This is a genomic window from Dongia mobilis (assembly GCF_004363235.1).
GTDB classification, from domain to species: Bacteria; Pseudomonadota; Alphaproteobacteria; order Dongiales; family Dongiaceae; genus Dongia; species Dongia mobilis.
In genome coordinates, this window is sequence record NZ_SNYW01000002.1 from 21,617 (window position 1) to 39,564 (window position 17,948).

Consider the following 17,948-nt stretch of genomic DNA (forward strand, 5'->3'; position numbering starts at 1 on the left):
ATTGGCAGATCGAGGCGATGACGGAATCGGCCGGGCGCAACCGGCCGCTCTGGCCGATTGCGCCCGCCGCAGGATCCATCCGGACCCTAGCGCCCGCCGCCGTTACTGGCAGTCATAGGAGACGCCGGTCGCCTCGTCGATCTGCCGGATCACCGCCCAATTGTCCTTGAAGGTGATCGGGATGAACTGCGCCTCGCCCGATTTCGAGAACTCGGCCTCGAGCTTGGAGCCGGCCCATTTGAAGCCGAAGAAGGCTTCCTTGATCTTGTCCTGCAGTTCCGGCTTCAGATTGTGGGCGATGCCATAGCCCGTCGTCGGGAAGGTGTCCGATTTGTAGATCGTGACGATCTGCTCGGGCTTGACCACCTCGCGCTCCAGCATGCGCGCCATGACCGAATTGGCGATGGCGGCCGCCGGATAATCCTTGTTGGCCACACCCAGGATCGAATTGTCGTGCTTGCCGGAGAAGACCGGCTCGAAATCGGTTCCGGCCTCTAGCCCATAGACCGATTTCAGCAGGGCGGAAGGCGCCTTGAAGCCGGAATTGGAGGTTTCCGAGGTGAAGGCCAGCTGCTTGCCCTTGATGTCCTCCGGCTTTTCGATGCCGGAGCCGGGATAGGTGATGATCTCCATCTCATAGCCGAAGGAACCGTCGGCCGAGGCCATCATGGTGAAGGGGCGGAATCCGGCACAGGCCACCGCCAGCGGATTGGAGCCGGTATTGAAACCGGCGATATGCAGGCGCCCGGCGCGCATCGCCTCGATCTGGGCGGCATTCGACTGGACCGGGAAGAACTGCACCTTCTTGCCGGTGACGCCTTCCATATGCGCCAGGAATTCCGACCAGACATCGGCATAGACCGCCGGATCCTCGACCGGCGTATAGGCAAAGATCAGCGTATCCGGGTCGACCTGCTGCGCCGGATCGCTCGGGATATCGGCGATGAGGTCGCCATCGCTATCGGTAAACCGGCTGTCGAGCTTGAACTCGGCCTGGGCATTGCTGGCAAAAAGAGCGATGCCGAAGGCGGCAGCCAAAAGGGGCTTCAAGGTCACTGCGTCTCTCCCTATCGAAAATCATTCTCATTTGTGGGCACGGGGCCATCGATAGTTGAGATCGATGACGTTTTTATTACAAGCAGAAATATGGTTCATGACATCCAGCCCTGCGGGCGCGTCGGACAAATCCTCCAAATCATTCAGGAGGATGATGGAGTTAATTCGTTTTCGGTTAAGTATTCCTCCAGCGACCTAAATGGCTGGTTTCCGGTCCGGAATCCCGTTCTCTCGCGGCGTCCAGGCCCGATAGGGTCACCTTCGCCGGTGCTGGCACCGGAAAATCATGTTGCATTGCAGCAATTGTCAGACTATATACGTGGCGAGTTCTGGGAGGCTGCTGAACAATCCCATTTCAAGAGGACATGACCATGCAGCTTCTGACCCTGATCCGGACCACCTGGCGCCGCTGGGCGGTGATGAGCGAAGTGCACCGCGAATTGTCGGCCTATAGCGAGCGCGAACTGGCCGATCTCGGCATCCGCCGTTCGGAAATCGCCGGCATCGCCCGCGAAGCCGCCGCCCGCATCCAGCCCAAAATGATGAAGGCCGACCGCAAGGCCGGCACCTTCGCCAAGACCGCCGCGGCCAATTGAATAGCCTGCATGGCGCCCGATGGGCCGCGCCCTCCCTGGCGGACCAGCCTGGCGGTGCAGCCTAGCGATCCACCAGGCCAAGATGCATCGCGCCATAGCGCAACCCGGTGATACTGCCGGGCGGCAGGGCAGCATCGAGCTCTGCCAGTTCCGTTCTATCGAGGCGGATGGCGGCGGCGGCGACATTCTCGGCCAGATAGGATTGCCGCTTGGTGCCCGGAATGGGCACGATGAAATCGCCCCTGGCGAGAAGCCAGGCGAGCGCCAATTGCCCCGGCTTCACGCCCTTCCGCGCGGCAAGGTCGCGCACCACAGTTGCCGCCTGCATGTTTTTCTCGAAATTGCCGCCCTGGAACCGCGGGTCCTGGCGCCGGTAGTCATCGGCCGGCAGATCCGCAGCGCGCACGGCGCCGGTAAGGAAGCCGCGCCCCAGCGGCGAGAACGGCACCAGGCCGATGCCGAGTTCCTTGAGCAGCGGGATGACGTCGCCTTCGAGATTGCGCTCCCACAGCGAATACTCGCTCTGCACGGCCGAGACGGGCTGTACCGCATGGGCGCGGCGGATGGTGGCGACGCCAGCCTCGGAAAGGCCGAAATAGCGCACCTTGCCGGCTTGGATGAGGTCGCCCACCGTGCCAGCCACCTCCTCGATCGGCACCGCCTTGTCGACGCGGTGCTGGTAGAGAAGATCGATATGGTCTGTCTGCAGGCGCCGGAGCGAGGCATCGACCACGGCGCGGATGTGATCGGGCCTTGAATCCGTGCCGCCGATCGAACCCTCGGGCGTGATGGCAAAGCCGAACTTGCTGGCGATGACCGCGCGGTCGCGCCGGTCCTTCAGCGCCTTGCCCAGCAAGGCCTCGTTGACATAGGGCCCATAGACTTCGGCGGTGTCGAGGAAGTTGCACCCGAGATCGAGCGCGCGGTGGATGACGGCGATCGATTCAGCCTCGTCCGCCGGCCCGTAGGACTGGCTCATGCCCATGCAGCCAAGCCCGATCGCCGAAACCTCGAGCCCCTGGCTTCCCAGTTTGCGCCTTGGCAGCATGGCCGTCTCCGTCTCAAGAAATGAATGCGCCGCCGAGGCGCGATCGCGCCATCATCAAGAAGAAATGCCCCGGATCAAGTCCGGGGCATTGCCTGAAACACGCTGATGCTGGCCGATTGCTTTGGCGGCCTATTTCGGCGCAATCGTCATGATCATCTGGCGGCCTTCCAGCTTGGGATGGCTCTCCACCTTGATCAGTTCCTCGAGCTCGTTGCGCACGCGGTCGAGGACCTTGAGGCCCAGTTCCTGGTGCATCATCTCGCGGCCGCGGAAGCGCATGGTGACCTTCACCTTGTCGCCCTCGCCGAGGAAACTGCGGATCGCGCGCATCTTCACCTCGTAATCATGGGTGTCGATGCCCGGGCGCATCTTGATCTCCTTGACCTCGATCACCTTCTGCTTCTTCTTGGCCTCGTTCTTGCGCTTCTGCGCTTCGTATTTGAACTTGCCGTAATCGAGGATCTTGCAGACGGGCGGGGTCGCATTGGGCGAGATCTCCACCAGATCGAGACCCACATCGGCCGCCATGGTGAGTGCCTCGCGGGTGGGGACGACGCCATACATCTCGCCGTCCTCCTTGACCAGGCGCACTTCGCGCACATTGATCTGGTGATTGACGCGGGGGCCCTGGTCACGGGCGGGCGCGTTCTCCTGGGTGGGTATCCTAGCTATGGTCGGCTCCTGAAACTGTTGCTGTTGATGGCCTTCGCGGAAGTTCCGCCTTGAAGGCAAGGCACCCGCCACCTGGGTTCGGGCGGCGGGTGATTTGGTGGCATTATGCCAAATTTATGGGCATTTCAGCAATGCCCCGCTTAAACGGCACGATCGAGCGGCGAGCGCGCCTCCTCGGCAAGCACCCGGACCGCCTCGTCGAGGGGCAAGGTTTTCTGTCCTTCCTCACCCAGACGGCGGATGGCGACGGTCCCCGCTTCCTCGTCCCGCTTGCCGACCGCGATGATCGCGGGGATCTTGGCCAGGCTGTGCTCGCGGACCTTGTAGTTGATCTTCTCGTTGCGGCCGTCGAATTCCGTCACCAGACCGGCCCGGCGCAGCGCAGCCACCACCTTTTCCGCATAGGGGTTGCAGTCCGAGACGATCGAGCACACCACGGCTTGCGTCGGCGCCAGCCAGAGCGGGAACTTGCCGGCGTGGTGTTCGATCAGGATGCCGACAAAGCGTTCCAGTGAGCCGAAGATGGCGCGGTGCAGCATGACCGGCCGGTGCTTCTGCCCGTCCTCGCCGATATAGGAGGCATCCAGCCGCTCCGGCAGCACGAAATCGCATTGCAGCGTGCCGCATTGCCAGTCGCGGCCGATGGTGTCGCGCAGCACGAATTCGAGCTTCGGCCCATAAAAGGCGCCCTCGCCCGGATTGAGCGTGAACTGGAGGCCGGCGGCCGTCGTCGCGGTCTTGAGCGCTTCCTCGGCCTTGTCCCAGATGGCATCCGACCCGGCGCGCTTTTCCGGCCGGTCGGAGAACTTCACCCGCACGTCCTCGAAGCCGAAATCCTTGTAGACCGAGAGCAGGAAATCGCAGAACGCCCTGGTCTCGTCAACGATCTGGTCCTCGGTGCAGAAGATATGCGCGTCATCCTGGGTGAAGGCGCGCACCCGCATGATGCCGTGCAGCGCCCCGGACGGCTCGTTGCGGTGGCAGGCGCCGAATTCCGCCATGCGGATCGGCAGGTCGCGATAGCTCTTCAGCCCCTGGCGGAAGATCTGCACATGACCCGGGCAGTTCATCGGCTTCAGGGCCAGCTGCTTGGTCTTGTCCTCGTCATCCTCGATGACGAACATCGCCTCGCGGAACTTCTCCCAATGCCCCGATTTTTCCCAGAAGGAGCGGTCGAGGATCTGCGGCGTCTTCACTTCCTGATAGCCGTTCTGCTCCAGCCGCCGCCGGATATAGCTCTCGAGGCTGCGATAGAGGCGCCAGCCGCGCGGATGCCAGAAGATCGAGCCCACCGCCTCTTCCTGCTGGTGGAACAGGTCCATCTCGCGCCCCAGGCGGCGATGGTCGCGCTTCTCCGCTTCTTCCAGCTGGTGGAGATAGTCCTTGAGCTGCTTCTCGTCGGCCCAGGCCGTGCCATAGACGCGCTGCAATTGCGGGTTCCTGGCATCGCCCCGCCAATAGGCGCCGGCCACCTTCATCACTTTGAAGGCCTTGCCGAGCTTGCCGGTGGAGGGGAGATGCGGCCCCGTGCAGAGGTCGAACCACTTGCCCTGGTGATAGAGCGAGATCTCCTCATCGGCCGGGATTTCGTTCACCCATTCCGCCTTGAAGCTTTCGCCCAGCGCCTTGAACCGTTTCACGGCCTCGTCGCGCGACACCACCTCGCGCGTGATCGCCTCGTCGCGGTCGACGATCTCCTTCATGCGCTGTTCGATCGCCTGGAAATCCTCCGGCGTGAACGGCTCGGCGCGATGGAAGTCGTAATAGAAGCCCGTCTCCGTCGCCGGCCCGAAGGTGATCTGGGTGCCGGGATAGAGCTCCTGCACCGCCTCGGCCATCACATGGGCGGCGTCGTGGCGGATGAGGTCGAGCGCATCGGGATGGGTTCGGGTGACGATCTCGACCTGCGCATCCTTGGTGATGACGGTCGCAAGGTCGCGGACCTTGCCGTCGAACTTGATGGCGAGGGCGGCCTTGGCCAGGCCAGGCCCGATGGCAGCGGCGAGCTCGGCGCCGGAAACCGGCCCCGGGAACGCGCGCTTGGCGCCGTCGGGCAGCGTGATCGTCAGCATGACTTCCTTCTGCAAATGGCTGTTTTTGACCGATTCCGGGGCAAATTCGCCCGGAACCGCGGGACTTTAGGGGGATTCCGGGGCGTGTCAAGGCAAGCCGGACGAAGAATGGCCCGACTTCACGCCGCCAGCGGCAGACTGAGGGTGAATTTGGCGCCGCCGCCGGGATTGTCATCGATCTCGAGCCGCGCCTGGTGGGTCTCGGCGATGCGGTGAGCGATGGCGAGGCCCAATCCGGCGCCGCCGGCGCGGCTGTCGCGCTTCTTGTACTCGCCCTGCCAGAAGCGCTCGAACAGGCGGTGGCGCTCCTGCGGCGGAATGCCGGGCCCGCGATCGGCGACGGTGACGCTGCCGGCGGGATCGACCGCGATCTCGACCTCGGTTCCTTCCGGCGTGAAGCGCAGCGCGTTCTCGACCAGGTTGCGCAGGGCTTGGTGGATGGCATCCTTGTTGCCGCGCACGATCACCGGCTGCTCGGCGCCGCTGACGCCGACATCGCGGTGGAGGCGGATGGCCAGCGGCGCAAAGAGCGCGGCGAGGTCGACCGCGATCTCGGAAAGATCGGTCGTCTCCTTCGGGTCGACGGTCATGGATTGCAGCTGCGCCACGAGGAGAAGCTGGTTGACGAGGCGCGTCATGCGCGCGACGTCGCTTTTCAGCGTGTCGGTTGCCACCTGGCGCGGCAGGGTATCGAGATGCGCAGCGAGGATGGTGAGCGGCGTGCGGAGCTCATGGGCGGCATCGGCCAGGAAGGCGCGCTGGGCCTGGAAGCCGCGGTCGAGGCGGTCGAGGGCGCTGTTGATGGCGAGCACCGGCTGCTGCAATTCGGTCGGCAGGTCGTTGAGCGGCAGGCGCAGGCTGGTCTGGTGCGGTCCGATGCGCGCGGCGCGGCGGCGCAGGTTTTCGAGCGGTCGCAGGGCCGAGCGCAGCGAAAGGGTCAGCGCCGCCACCAGCACGATGAGCAGCGGAATGCCGACCGGCACGAACTCGCCCAGCCATTCGTCGACCAGGGCATAAAGGCCGGAATCGGTCGGCGTCAGCACCTGGATCACCTGCAGGATGGCGCGCCGGCCCTCGATCCTGACGGCGCGCGAGATCAGGTAATAGCTGTTCTTGGAGGCGGGATCGAGCCACCAGGACATGTTGGTGGCACCGGGCGGCAGGTTGGCGAGGCCGTCCGGCACCCCGCGCCGGTCGATCGCCGAGAGCATGGCGGCATCGCCGGCGCGGCGGATTTCGCTGCCATCCGGCCAGCGCAGCACGAAGGAGACGATGGCCGGCAATTGGGCCGGGTCCACCGACCAGACGCCGTCCGATTCCTCGCGCACATAGTCGCGCAGGCTTTCGAAATTGCGCAGCAGGCTTTCATCGGGAATCTCGGTGTCGTCGGCCTGGGAGATCAGGAAGGTGGCAAGGCCGGAGGCGAAGAAGGCAAAGACGAAGACCGCCAGCAGGCGCACGGCGAGGCGCGCCTGCAACGAGGCGCTGCGCGGCCGGGGGGCGGCGTGCCGGGATTGTGCCTGGGGTGCCATGGCTGGAACCTAGCCCCGGCCACCGGCTTTCGTCCACCGGCCATGCAACCATGCCCACCGGGCAACGGTTCAGTTGCGGTCCATCACCATATAGCCGACGCCGCGCACGGTATGGAGGTTGATGTCGGCACCCAGCGTGGTGAGCTTCTTGCGCAGACGCGAAACCAGCACTTCGAGGGCGTTGGAGCCGACCTCGTCGGAAAAGCGGTAGAGCCCTTCCTCGATGGCGCCGCGGCTTACCACCTTGCCGGGACGCCTGAGCAGGATTTCCATGAGCGCCAGCTCGCGCCGGGTCAGCGTCACCGGCCGCTCGTCGATGAGGAAGCTGGGGCCGACGGTATCGAGACAGATATTGCCGAGGACGAGCTGCACGCCCAGCGCCGCCCCCGGGCGCCGCAGCAGCGCCTTCACCCGCGCCACCAATTCCTCCATGGCGAAGGGCTTGGCGAGGTAGTCGTCCGCCCCGGCATTGAGGCCGCCGACCCGGTCGGAAAGACCGTCGCGGGCGGTGAGGATGAGGACCGGCGTCTGGTCGCCGAGGGCGCGCCGCTGTTTCAGGAAATCGAGCCCGTCCCCGTCAGGCAGGCCGAGATCCAGGATCACCGCGTCGAAGCCGCCGGCATCGAGCGCCGCCTGGGCGGCGGCGAGGTCGCCGACCCGGTCGATGACGAAACCGGAATCGCCCAGCCCCTTTTCCAGGAACTCGGACAGGCGGTCATTGTCTTCGATCAGCAGCAGGCGCATCGGCGACTTCCGGACGGGTTGGCGCGGCTCGGATCTCCTCCGCAATGGTCACCCTCTTACGTTTTCCGTCTGACAGGAACCTGACAATGGGCGCATCGGCCCGGCTGCGCAAGGACCTGTCTGCAGCCGGGCCGCGGCTGGACAAGAACCGGGGCGGCCCTTACACCCCGGGCATGTCCGCACCTGCCCCAGACGAACCGGCCGATCTGCCGATCACGCCCTTGCTGCCCGCCATCCGGGAGAGCCTGGCGCGGCAGCCCAATCTGGTCCTCGAAGCCCCGCCCGGGGCCGGCAAGACCACCTTGGTCCCGCTGGCCCTCCTCGCTGCAGCCCCGCCCGAGAACAGCTGGCGCGGCGACGGCCGTATCATTGTCCTCGAACCGCGGCGCCTGGCAGCACGGGGTGCGGCGCATCGACAGGCCGCCCTGCTCGGCGAAGCGGTCGGCGAACGCGTCGGCTATCGCGTGCGGCTTGACCGGAAGATTGGCCCGCGGACCCGGATCGAATGCGTCACCACTGGTCTTTTCCTGCGCCAGCTGCAGGGGGATCCCGGCCTCGAGGGCATCGCCGCCATCCTGTTCGACGAATTCCACGAGCGCAGCGTCGATGCCGACCTCGCCCTCGCCTTTGCCCTCGAGGCGCAGGCCAGCCTCAGGCCGGATCTGCGCCTTGTCGTCATGTCGGCGACCCTCGATGGCGGCGCCATCCAGCGCCTGATGCCGGGTGCCGCGCGCCTTGCCAGCGAGGGCCGCGCCTTTCCCGTCGCGACCCATCATCTGGGCGACGACAATGCGACCTGGATCGAGAAGCGCATGGCCGCCGCCATCCGCCAGGCGCTCGGCGAAACCAAGGGCGATGTGCTGGCCTTCCTGCCGGGCCTTGCCGAGATCCGCCGCACGGAACGCGAATTGGGGGCGATCGCCGGCACCGTGATCCTGCCGCTGCATGGCGACCTGCCCATGGCTGAACAGGACCGCGCTATCCGCCCCGACGGCCAGGGCCGGCGCAAGATCGTGCTCGCCACCAGCATCGCGGAAAGCTCGCTCACCATTGCCGGCATCACCTGTGTTGTCGATAGCGGCCTGCGCCGGGTGGCGCGATTCGACCCCGCCACCGGCATGACACGCCTGGTGACAACCAGGGTGTCGCTGGCGAACGCGGACCAAAGGCGCGGCCGTGCCGGGCGATTGGGGCCCGGCACCTGCTATCGGCTGTGGAGCGCCAACAGCGAACGCGCGCTGAGCGCGCAGCCGGTGCCGGAAATCCTCGAAGTGGATCTGGCGCCGCTGGCGCTGGAGCTTGCCGCCTGGGGCATCGAGGATGCGGGGTCTCTCGCCTTGCTCGATCCGCCGCCGGCGGGTGCGCTTGCCCAGGCGCGCGAATTGCTGCGCGAGCTGGGTGCCCTCGATACCGCCCATCGCATCACCGCCCATGGCCGGGCGATGGCGGAACTGGGCATGCATCCGCGCCTCGCCCATATGCTGATTGCCGCCAAGATGCGCGGCCTCGGCGCGCTCGCCTGCGACATCGCCGCTATCTTGAGCGAGCGCGATCTCATCGCCGGCCATGCGCGCAGCGCCGATCTCGGCGAGCGCCTCATGCTGCTGGAAAGCCAAGGCGGCGATCGCGCGGCGCGGGAGCGCATCAGGCAATCGGCCCGCGACTGGCGACGGCAGATAAATGTGGCGGCGGACGAAGCCCGGCCGCGTTCGGCGGCGGGCAGCGTGGTGGCGCTGGCCTATCCCGACCGCCTCGCGCAGCAGCGCGGCGGGAGCGGTCATTACCGCCTGGCTTCCGGACGCGGCGCGATCCTCAGCGAGAGCGATCCCCTGGCCCGGGAGCCCTACCTCGCCGTGGCGACCCTCGATGCCGGCGCCACCGAGGCGCGCATCTATCTCGCCGCTCCCATTGCCCTCGCCGAGATCGAAGCGGATTTCGAGGCCCTCATCGTGACGCGCGACAATGTCGCCTGGAACGGCCGCGCGGAAGCGGTGGAAGCCAGGCGCGAACGGCGCCTGCTCGCCCTCGTGCTGGAGGAAAAGCCGCTGCAGAAGCCGGACCCGGGCCTCGCCCGCGCCGCCATGCTGGCAGGCATCCGGCAGATGGGCCTGCATGTGCTGCCCTGGAACGATGGCGCGCTGAACCTCCGCGCCCGCGTCGCGTTCTTGCGGCAGGCGCTACCTGAAGAAAGCTGGCCGGACTGGTCGGATAGCGCCCTCCTCGCCACGCTCGAGGTCTGGCTGGCACCGCAGCTCGACGGCGTGATGCGCCGCGCCCATCTTGCCCGGCTCGATCTCCACGCCGCCCTTATCGATGCGCTCGGCTGGCAGCAGCGCCAGGCGCTCGACAGGCTGGCGCCCACCCATCTCGCCGTGCCCTCGGGCTCACGGGTGGCGCTCGATTACAGCGATCCGGCGCGGCCCGTTCTCGCCGTGCGCCTGCAGGAGATGTTCGGCGCCACCGAAACGCCGCGCGTGGCCGGCGGGCGCGTGCCGGTCCTCCTGCATCTGCTCTCGCCGGCGCGGCGCCCGGTGCAGGTAACGCAGGATCTGGCCAGCTTCTGGACCGGCTCCTACAAGGCGGTGAAGGCCGATTTGAAGGGCCAATATCCGAAGCATTACTGGCCCGACGACCCGCTGATCGCCGAACCGACGGCCCGGGCCAAGCCGCGGCGATGAGCACATTTTCTCAATTGTCATCCCCCGCGGAGGCGTGGGAACCACGAGTTGCTCTCTACAAGTCGCGCTGAAATTCGTGTATGGCCCGCCTGAAGCGGGCCATCACACAAAAGCAGACGAGAACTGGCGCGTGCATTGCGCCCTACCCTTGCCGCATTCCCCCGCCAATGCTACGCCCGCGGGCAAAGGAGCAATCCATGTACAGCGAATCCGATCTGCAATCGGCGGTCGATGCGGGCATCCTGCCGGCCGAAACCGCCGAGGCCTTCCGCAACCACGTCGCCAGCCAGCGCGCGACACCGCTGGTCGACGAGGAGAATTTCCGCCTCTTGACCGGCTTCAACGACATCTTCGTGGTGATCGCGCTCGCCTTGCTGCTGGCCGCGATCAGCTGGATCGGCAGTTCGGTGGCGCCGGCGCTGGGCTCCTTCCTGGTGGCGGTGGCGAGCTGGGGCTTGGCCGAATTCTTCACGCGGCGGCGTCGCATGGCGCTGCCCAGCATCGTATTGCTGCTGACTTTCGTCGGCAGCGTCGCCAGCGCCGGCCTCGATGTTCTGTCGCCGACCGAATCGGGCTGGCTGATGCTGGACTGGGTAAATTCGCTCCCGGCAACCACCGTCGCCGGCACGGGTCTGGCCGTCGCGATCGCCGCCGCGGCGCATTGGTTCCGCTTCCGCGTGCCCATTACCATCGCGGCCGGCGCGGTGGCCGTCATCCTGCTGCTGATCTCGCTGCTGCTGATCCTGGTCCCGGCTCTGCATGATCAATTGGGCTGGCTGGCCTTCGCCGGCGGCATCGCCCTCTTCGCCTTAGCCATGCGCTGGGACATGGCTGATCGCACCCGCCAGTCGCGGCGCTCCGACGTCGCCTTCTGGCTGCACCTCGCGGCAGCGCCGATGATCGCCCATCCCGTCTTCGCTTCGCTCGGCGTCTTTGTCGGAAATGTCGGTACGCTCCAGGCGGTGGCGGTTGTCCTGCTCTATGCCCTCATCGCCATTGTCTCGCTGGCGATCGATCGCCGGGCACTTCTGGTCTCGTCGCTGGCCTATGTACTCTATGCCATCAGCGTCCTCTTCGAGACCTTCGGCGGGCTTGGCCCGAGTGCGGCATTGACCGCGCTCGTCATCGGCTCAGCCCTGCTGCTGCTCTCTGCCTTCTGGCACAAGGCGCGGCGCCTCGTCATGGCGCCCTTGCCGCAGGGGTTGAAGGACAAGTTGCCGGTGCTGGACCGCACGTTGCCAGCAAAAACGGCCTGAAAGAAAAACGCCCCCGGGTTCTCCCGGGGGCGTCATCGCCTAGCAAGACGTTCGGACTTTAGCCCTTGTAATGCCCCTCGGCCCTGAGATCGGCCATGGTCGCCTCGATGCCCTGGCGCAGCAGCGAGACCAGTTCGTCCACCTCTTCCTTGCTGAGGGTCAGGGGCGGCGAGATGATGTTGAGCGCACCCAGGGGCCGCACGATCAAGCCTAAGCGCTCGCAATGGTCCGAGATGCGCTTGCCGATATTGACCTCTTCAGGGAAGTGGTCGCGCGTCGCCTTGTCCATCACGTTCTCGACGCACATCATGAAATTGTGGCCGCGCACATTGCCGACGATGGGCAGCTCCAGCAGCGTGCCCAGCTGCTGCTCGAGATAGGGGCCCATCTTGCGCACATGGCCATTGAGGTCCTCGCGCTCCATCAGGGCGATGTTGGCAAGGGCCGCCGCGCAGGCGACCGGATGGCCGGAATAGGTATAGCCGTTGGTGAACCAGCCATCGGGATCCGCGGCACTCATGGCGTCATAGATGCGTTCGGAGAAGATCACGGCGCCCAGCGGCTGGTAGCCGGAGGTGAGGCCCTTCGCCGTCACGATCATGTCGGGGACGATGCCGAAAACATCCTGGCTGGCAAAGAAATGGCCGAGGCGGCCGAAAGCCGTCACCACTTCGTCCGAGACATAGAGGATGTCGTGGCGGTGGCAGAGTTCCAGCGAGCGCTGGTGATAGCCCTTTGGCGGCACGATGACGCCGCCGGCGCCCATCACCGGCTCGGCGAAGAAGACGGCGATGTTGTCAGGTCCCACTTCCAGGATCTTCGCCTCCAGCTCGTCGATCAGATAGTCGCAGAATTGCTGCTCGCTCATGCCCTTGCCGATGCCGTTCGGCAGCACTTCATGCGCCCGGTAGAAGTTCGGCGATGAAACGTGATGCACCAATCCTTCCACGAAGTGCAGATAGGGCGAGCGGTCGGCGGGACGGCCGGTGATCGAGCCGGTCAGATAGGTCGAGCCGTGATAGGCGTCGACGCGGCTGATGATCTGCTTCTTCGACTTCTTGCCGCGCCTGGCGTGGTAGTAATGCGCGATGCGCACGGCGGTGTCGTTGGCGGTCGAGCCGCCGCAGGTGAAGAAGACCTTGTTGAGATCAGCGGGCGCCAACGAGGCGAGCTTCGCCGCCAGTTCCGCCGCCGGCACGTTGGTGGTATCGACGAAGGGGTTGAAGAAGGCCATGCGCAGGGCCTGGGCCGAGATCGCGTCGACGATTTCGCGCCGGCCATAGCCGATATTGACGCACCAGAGGCCGCCGATGCCGTCGAGATAGCGCTTGCCGGAGAGATCATAGACATAGGCGCCCTCGGCCCGCCCCATCACCAGCGAACCATCCTTCTTGAACGAGTCGAAATGGGTCCAGGGATGGACGAAATGGTCCTTGTCCTTCTGCCAGATATCCTTGGGATCGACCTGGTCCAGGCTGGCGATGGCAAGGTGGTTGGCAGGGCTGCCCATGATGTTTCTCCCGATTCCGCGCAATGGCGCTATAATTGGATAGAGAAAAATATTATAGTGGTTTCAAATTTACAGTCAATCCAGGAGATGCCGATGGCCGAAGGCGGCTTGCGTGAACGGCAAAAAGAGAAGCGAAAACAAGCAATTATGGTCGCAGCCGCGCGCCTCTTCCAGGAGCAGGGGTTCAACGCCGCCTCGATGGAGGATATCGCCGCAGCTGCCGAATTGTCGGTCGGCACGGTCTACAACTACTTCAAGTCGAAGGCCGAAATCGGGCTCGCCATCTACCAGGCCGACCGCGATCTGGTGCAGGGGGCGACCGACAAGGTGATCGCCAACCCGCCCGCGGACCCGGTCGATGCCATCTGCCGCATGATGGAGACCGATTTCGAGACCGAGGTCGGCTATCTCGACCGCGCCGTCTGGTCGGCGCTGTTCGGCGCCTCTTTCACCGACCAGTCGAGCCTATCCAATGCCTTCGTCTCGGACGAATTGATGCGGGTCGACCAGTTCCGCAAACTGCTGCAGGTCCTGGCGGCGAAGGGAAAGATCGACGCCGCGGCCGATCTTGATGCGGCCGCCGAGATGCTGGGGGCGCTCAACCTCTGGTATTTCATGCGCTGGCTGGCCGGCCTGCAATCCGGCACGGGCGATGCCGCTCACGCGATTCTGAGCGCCGAAGGCCGTGCCGCCCTGAAGCGGCACATCACCCAATTGACGCGCGGGTTGCTGGCCTGATCGCACCGACCCTGCTGTCATCCCCCGCCTGCGCGGTCCATGACAACGAGGACAAGGATGAAGTAGGACGCCCCTACGCGCTCTCTTTGAGATGCGGCTGTTCGGCGGCGAGTTTCTCGAGCGCGGTGCGGGCGAGCGGCTTCAACCCGGCGCCGCCCGCTGCGAGATGGGCGAAGATGCCGCGGCGCATGCGCGGGTCCCAGAATTTCCGGATATGGGTGGCGACACCCTCCACGCCCTCGGCCTCGGGATAGCCCTGGAAAAAATCGGCGATCTGGTTCGCCATCCGCACCAGCGTGTCGCTGCCGCCTGCGTGATCGTTGCTCACTGTCTGCTCTCCATGTCGATGCGCTCACCATGGGCGACGACGAGGAGCGAATCCTGCCGCGCCAGGGCCGCGAGGGTGAGGTTGTTGGCCTGCGCCAGGCGCCGCGCCATCAAGGTCGGCGCAGAGACCGCGACCAGCACGCGAATGCCGGCGACGATCGCCTTCTGCGCCATTTCGACCGAGCAGCGGCTGGTGATGAGGGCAAAGCCGGAAGCGGGGTCGATCCCGGCGGTGACGAGCGCGCCAATCATCTTGTCGAGGGCGTTGTGGCGGCCGACATCCTCGCGCAGCAGGCGAAGATTGCCGTCACGGTCGCAGAAGGCGGCGGCGTGGAGGGCGCGGGCCTCGGCGTTCCACACCTGTGCCGCGGGCAGGGCGGCGAGGCCCCGCTCGATCGCCGCCAGGGCGACCCGATCGCCGTCCGGCTGGCTGCCCTCCGGCAGAACCGGCAGGTCGCGCGCCACTTCCTCCAGGCTGTCGATGCCGCAGAGGCCGCAGCCGGTGCGACCCGCCAGGGTGCGGCGCCGCTCCTTCAGGCGCCAGAATCTCTCGGCGGCGAGCTCGATCTGCAGCTCGATGCCCTTTTCATGTGCGATCGCCTCGACCGCGCGGATCTCGTCGGCCTTGTCGATGATGCCTTCGCAAAGCGAGAAGCCGCGGGCGAAATCCTCGAGATCGGCCGGGCTTGCCATCATCACGGCATGACTGACGCCGTTATAGACCAGCGCCACCGGCACTTCCTCGACCAGGGGGTCGAGGCGGTCGAACTGCCTGCCGTCAAAGGTAAGCTGGCGCAGCCGCACGGGCGCCACGACCGGCGGCAAGGCGCCCGCCAAATCCCTGCCCCCGTCCTGCGGCCTGGTCTTCATCCGCTATTCGGCCGCCCGGTTGATGCGGCGCGCGGCGTCACGGAACAGGGCATAGTCGCGCTGCCATTCCGACTGCATGTTGGAGAGCCGCACCTCGACCGCCGTCACCTTGTATTCCGGGCAGTTGGTCGCCCAGTCGGAAAAATCCGTGGTGATGACGTTGGCGCCGGTGCCGACATGGTGGAAGGTGGTGTAGACGACACCTGGCTGCATGCGCTCGGAGATGACGGCCTTCAGCGTGGTCTCGCCGACGCGGCTCATGACCGAGACGTTGTCGCCCTCGCGGATGCCGCGCTGCTCGGCGTCGTGGGGATGGATCTCCAGCACGTCCTCGGGGTGCCAGGCGACATTGTGGGTGCGCCGGGTCTGCGCGCCGACATTGTATTGGCTGAGGATGCGCCCGGTGGTGAGCAGGAGCGGGAAGCGCGGGCCGACCTTTTCCTCGGTCGGCACGAATTCGGTGATCATGAAGCGGCCCTTGCCCCGCACGAATTTGCCGATATGCATGGTCGGCGTGCCCTCGGGTGCCGCGTCGTTGCAGGGCCATTGCACCGAGCCCTTCTCCTCTAGCAGCGCATAGGAGACGTTCTTGAAGGTGGGCGTCAGCGCGGCGATCTCGTCCATGATCTCGCTGGGGTGGTTGTAATGCATCGGATAGCCCAGCGCGTTGCTGAGCATCATGGTCACCTCCCAATCGGCATAGCCGGGGGCAGGCGGCACCGCGCGGCGGACGCGGTTGATGCGCCGCTCGGCATTGGTGAAGGTGCCGTCCTTTTCCAGGAAGGTGGTGCCGGGCAGGAAGACATGGGCGTAATTCGCCGTCTCGTTCAGGAAGATGTCCTGCACGACGACGCATTCCATGGCGGCAAGGCCCGCCGTCACATGCTTGATATTGGGATCGCTTTGCGCGATGTCCTCGCCCTGGATGTAGATGCCCTTGAAGCTGCCGTCGATGGCGGCATCCAGCATGTTGGGGATGCGCAAGCCCGGCTCCGGATCGAGGGTGACGCCCCAGGCCTGGTTGAACTGTTCGCGCACATCGTCGGTCGAGATGTGGCGATAGCCCGGCAGCTCGTGCGGGAAGGAACCCATGTCGCACGAACCCTGGACGTTGTTCTGCCCGCGCAGCGGATTGACGCCGGCACCGACATGCCCGACATGGCCGGTCGCCATGGCGAGGTTCGCCATGCCCATCACCATGGTCGAGCCCTGGCTGTGCTCGGTGACACCGAGGCCGTAATAGATGGCGGCGTTCTTGACGCCGGCATAGAGCCGGGCAGCGCCGCGTACATCCGCCGCCGGCACGCCAGTATATTGCTCGAGCGCCTCGGGCGAGTTGCGTTCCTCGGCGACGAAGGCACGCCAGCGGTCGAATTCCATTTTGTCGCAGCGTTCGGCGACATAGGCCTCGTCGACCAGGCCCTCGGTCACGATGACATGCGCCATCGCGTTGATGATGGCGACATTGGTGCCGGGCCTGAGCGGCAGGTGATAGTCCGCCTTGATATGCGCCGATTTGACGAGGTCGATGCGGCGGGGATCCACCACGATCAGCTTCGCCCCCTGGCGCAGCCGCTTCTTCATGTGGCTGGCGAAGACCGGATGGCCGTCGGTCGGGTTGGCGCCGATCACCATGATGACGTCGGCTTCCCGCACGGAATCGAAATTCTGCGTGCCGGCCGAGGTGCCGAAGGTCTGCGACAGGCCATAGCCGGTGGGCGAATGGCAGACGCGGGCGCAGGTATCGACGTTGTTGACGCCGAAGCCGGCGCGGATCAGCTTCTGCACCAGATAGGTCTCTTCATTGGTGCAGCGCGAGGAGGTGATGCCGCCCACCGCACCCTTGCCGTATTTCGCCTGGATGCGCTTGAATTCGTTGGCGGCGTGGCCGATCGCTTCCTCCCAGCTGACCTCGCGCCAGGGATCGGTGATCTTTTCGCGGATCATCGGCTTGGTGATGCGGTCCTTGTGGGTGGCATAGCCCCAGGCGAAGCGGCCCTTGACGCAGGAATGGCCGTGATTGGCCTCGCCATCCTTGTAGGGCGTCATGCGCACCACCTCGGTGCCGCGCATCTCGGCCTTGAACGAGCAGCCCACCCCGCAATAGGCGCAGGTGGTGACCACGGAATGCTCCGGCTGGCCCGCCTCGATCACGGTCTTTTCCATCAGCGTTGCGGTCGGGCAGGCCTGCACGCAGGCGCCGCAGGAGACGCATTCGCTGCCCAGGAAATCTTCTTTCTGCCCGGCCGAGACGGTCGAGGCAAAACCGCGGGAATCGATGGTCAGGGCGAAGGTCCCCTGTACTTCCTCGCAGGCGCGCACACAGCGCGAACAGACGATGCATTTCGAGGCATCGAAGGTGAAATAGGGATTGCTCTCGTCCTTCGCGGCATCGAGATGGTTCTCGCCCGCGAAGCCGTAGCGCACCTCGCGCAGGCCGACGACACCCGCCATGTCCTGCAGCTCGCAATCGCCATTGGCGGCACAGGTCAGGCAGTCGAGCGGGTGGTCGGAGATATAGAGCTCCATGATGTTGCGGCGGAGCTTCGAGAGCTTGCCGGTCTGGGTCCAGACCTTGAGCCCGCTCTCGACCGGCGTGGTGCAGGAGGCCGGCGTACCGCGCCGCCCCTCGATCTCGACCGCACAGAGGCGGCAGGAACCGAAGGCCTCGAGGCTGTCGGTGGCGCAGAGCTTCGGGATCTTGGTGCCGAGCTCCATCGCCGCGCGCATGATCGAGGTGCCCTCCGGCACGGTGATCTCCTGCCCGTCGATGGAGAGCGTCACCATCCTGGCGGAGAGACGGATCGGCGTGCCGTAATCGGTTTCCTTGATCAGGGTCATGGGCTTTA

General features: G+C 65.5%; 14 protein-coding genes. 4 read left to right on the top strand and 10 right to left on the bottom strand.

Features of this window, described 5'->3' with window-relative positions; translation table 11 throughout:
- Nucleotides 1-102 precede the first annotated feature (102 nt).
- Nucleotides 103-1,056, bottom strand: a complete 954-nt coding sequence (gene phnD, locus A8950_RS01100) for a phosphate/phosphite/phosphonate ABC transporter substrate-binding protein (protein WP_208109694.1) — start codon at nt 1,054-1,056, stop codon at nt 103-105.
- A 371-nt stretch (nt 1,057-1,427) separates the two neighbouring features.
- Between phnD and A8950_RS01105 the strand changes: the two genes are divergently transcribed.
- Entirely contained in the window at nt 1,428-1,652 is a 225-nt protein-coding gene (locus A8950_RS01105) for a DUF1127 domain-containing protein (RefSeq protein WP_133611646.1), read from the top strand.
- 61 nt (nt 1,653-1,713) lie between these two features.
- Here the strand turns inward: A8950_RS01105 and A8950_RS01110 are convergent, their stop codons facing one another.
- From A8950_RS01110 to A8950_RS01130, 5 genes are all read right to left on the bottom strand, one after another.
- Complete coding sequence (locus A8950_RS01110; protein ID WP_133611647.1) at nt 1,714-2,700, bottom strand: aldo/keto reductase; 987 nt, start codon at nt 2,698-2,700, stop codon at nt 1,714-1,716.
- Nucleotides 2,701-2,829: 129 nt separating this feature from the next.
- Complete coding sequence (gene infC / locus A8950_RS01115) at nt 2,830-3,363, bottom strand: translation initiation factor IF-3 (RefSeq protein WP_133611755.1); 534 nt, start codon at nt 3,361-3,363, stop codon at nt 2,830-2,832.
- 149 nt (nt 3,364-3,512) lie between these two features.
- Nucleotides 3,513-5,444 carry a threonine--tRNA ligase gene (thrS, locus tag A8950_RS01120; RefSeq protein WP_133611648.1) on the bottom strand — a complete coding sequence of 644 codons (1,932 nt, stop codon included), beginning with the start codon at nt 5,442-5,444 and terminating at the stop codon, nt 3,513-3,515.
- Between the two features lie 119 nt (nt 5,445-5,563).
- A complete protein-coding gene (locus A8950_RS01125) occupies nt 5,564-6,976 on the bottom strand; it encodes a sensor histidine kinase (protein WP_133611649.1) in 1,413 nt (470 codons plus the stop codon).
- A 69-nt stretch (nt 6,977-7,045) separates the two neighbouring features.
- Nucleotides 7,046-7,720 (bottom strand): response regulator, encoded by a 675-nt coding sequence (locus A8950_RS01130; RefSeq protein WP_133611650.1) that lies wholly within the window; start codon nt 7,718-7,720, stop codon nt 7,046-7,048.
- A gap of 173 nt (nt 7,721-7,893) precedes the next feature.
- Between A8950_RS01130 and hrpB the strand changes: the two genes are divergently transcribed.
- Nucleotides 7,894-10,398, top strand: a complete 2,505-nt coding sequence (gene hrpB, locus A8950_RS01135; RefSeq protein ID WP_133611757.1) for an ATP-dependent helicase HrpB — start codon at nt 7,894-7,896, stop codon at nt 10,396-10,398.
- Nucleotides 10,399-10,595: 197 nt separating this feature from the next.
- Nucleotides 10,596-11,654: a hypothetical protein gene (locus A8950_RS01140; RefSeq protein WP_133611651.1), complete on the top strand. Its 1,059-nt coding sequence runs from the start codon at nt 10,596-10,598 to the stop codon at nt 11,652-11,654.
- 58 nt (nt 11,655-11,712) lie between these two features.
- Here A8950_RS01140 and A8950_RS01145 read toward each other — a convergent pair whose 3' ends face one another.
- Complete coding sequence (locus tag A8950_RS01145) at nt 11,713-13,164, bottom strand: aminotransferase (protein WP_133611652.1); 1,452 nt, start codon at nt 13,162-13,164, stop codon at nt 11,713-11,715.
- Nucleotides 13,165-13,311: 147 nt separating this feature from the next.
- On the opposite strand from A8950_RS01145, the gene A8950_RS01150 reads away from it, so the two are divergent.
- Nucleotides 13,312-13,902, top strand: a complete 591-nt coding sequence (locus A8950_RS01150) for a TetR/AcrR family transcriptional regulator (RefSeq protein WP_166644934.1) — start codon at nt 13,312-13,314, stop codon at nt 13,900-13,902.
- Between the two features lie 73 nt (nt 13,903-13,975).
- Here the strand turns inward: A8950_RS01150 and A8950_RS01155 are convergent, their stop codons facing one another.
- Genes A8950_RS01155 through fdhF form a run of 3 tightly spaced genes read right to left on the bottom strand, consistent with a single transcriptional unit; the run spans nt 13,976 to nt 17,940 of the window.
- Nucleotides 13,976-14,230, bottom strand: coding sequence for a formate dehydrogenase subunit delta (locus A8950_RS01155; RefSeq protein WP_322090918.1), 255 nt, complete (start codon nt 14,228-14,230; stop codon nt 13,976-13,978).
- The gene (gene fdhD / locus A8950_RS01160; RefSeq protein WP_133611654.1) at nt 14,227-15,099 is read right to left on the bottom strand and encodes a formate dehydrogenase accessory sulfurtransferase FdhD; all 873 of its coding nucleotides are present in this window, start codon (nt 15,097-15,099) and stop codon (nt 14,227-14,229) included. The genes A8950_RS01155 and fdhD overlap by 4 nt, the downstream gene beginning before the upstream one ends.
- Before the next feature lie 3 nt (nt 15,100-15,102).
- Nucleotides 15,103-17,940 carry a formate dehydrogenase subunit alpha gene (gene fdhF / locus A8950_RS01165; protein ID WP_133611655.1) on the bottom strand — a complete coding sequence of 946 codons (2,838 nt, stop codon included), beginning with the start codon at nt 17,938-17,940 and terminating at the stop codon, nt 15,103-15,105.
- Nucleotides 17,941-17,948: the final 8 nt, after the last annotated feature.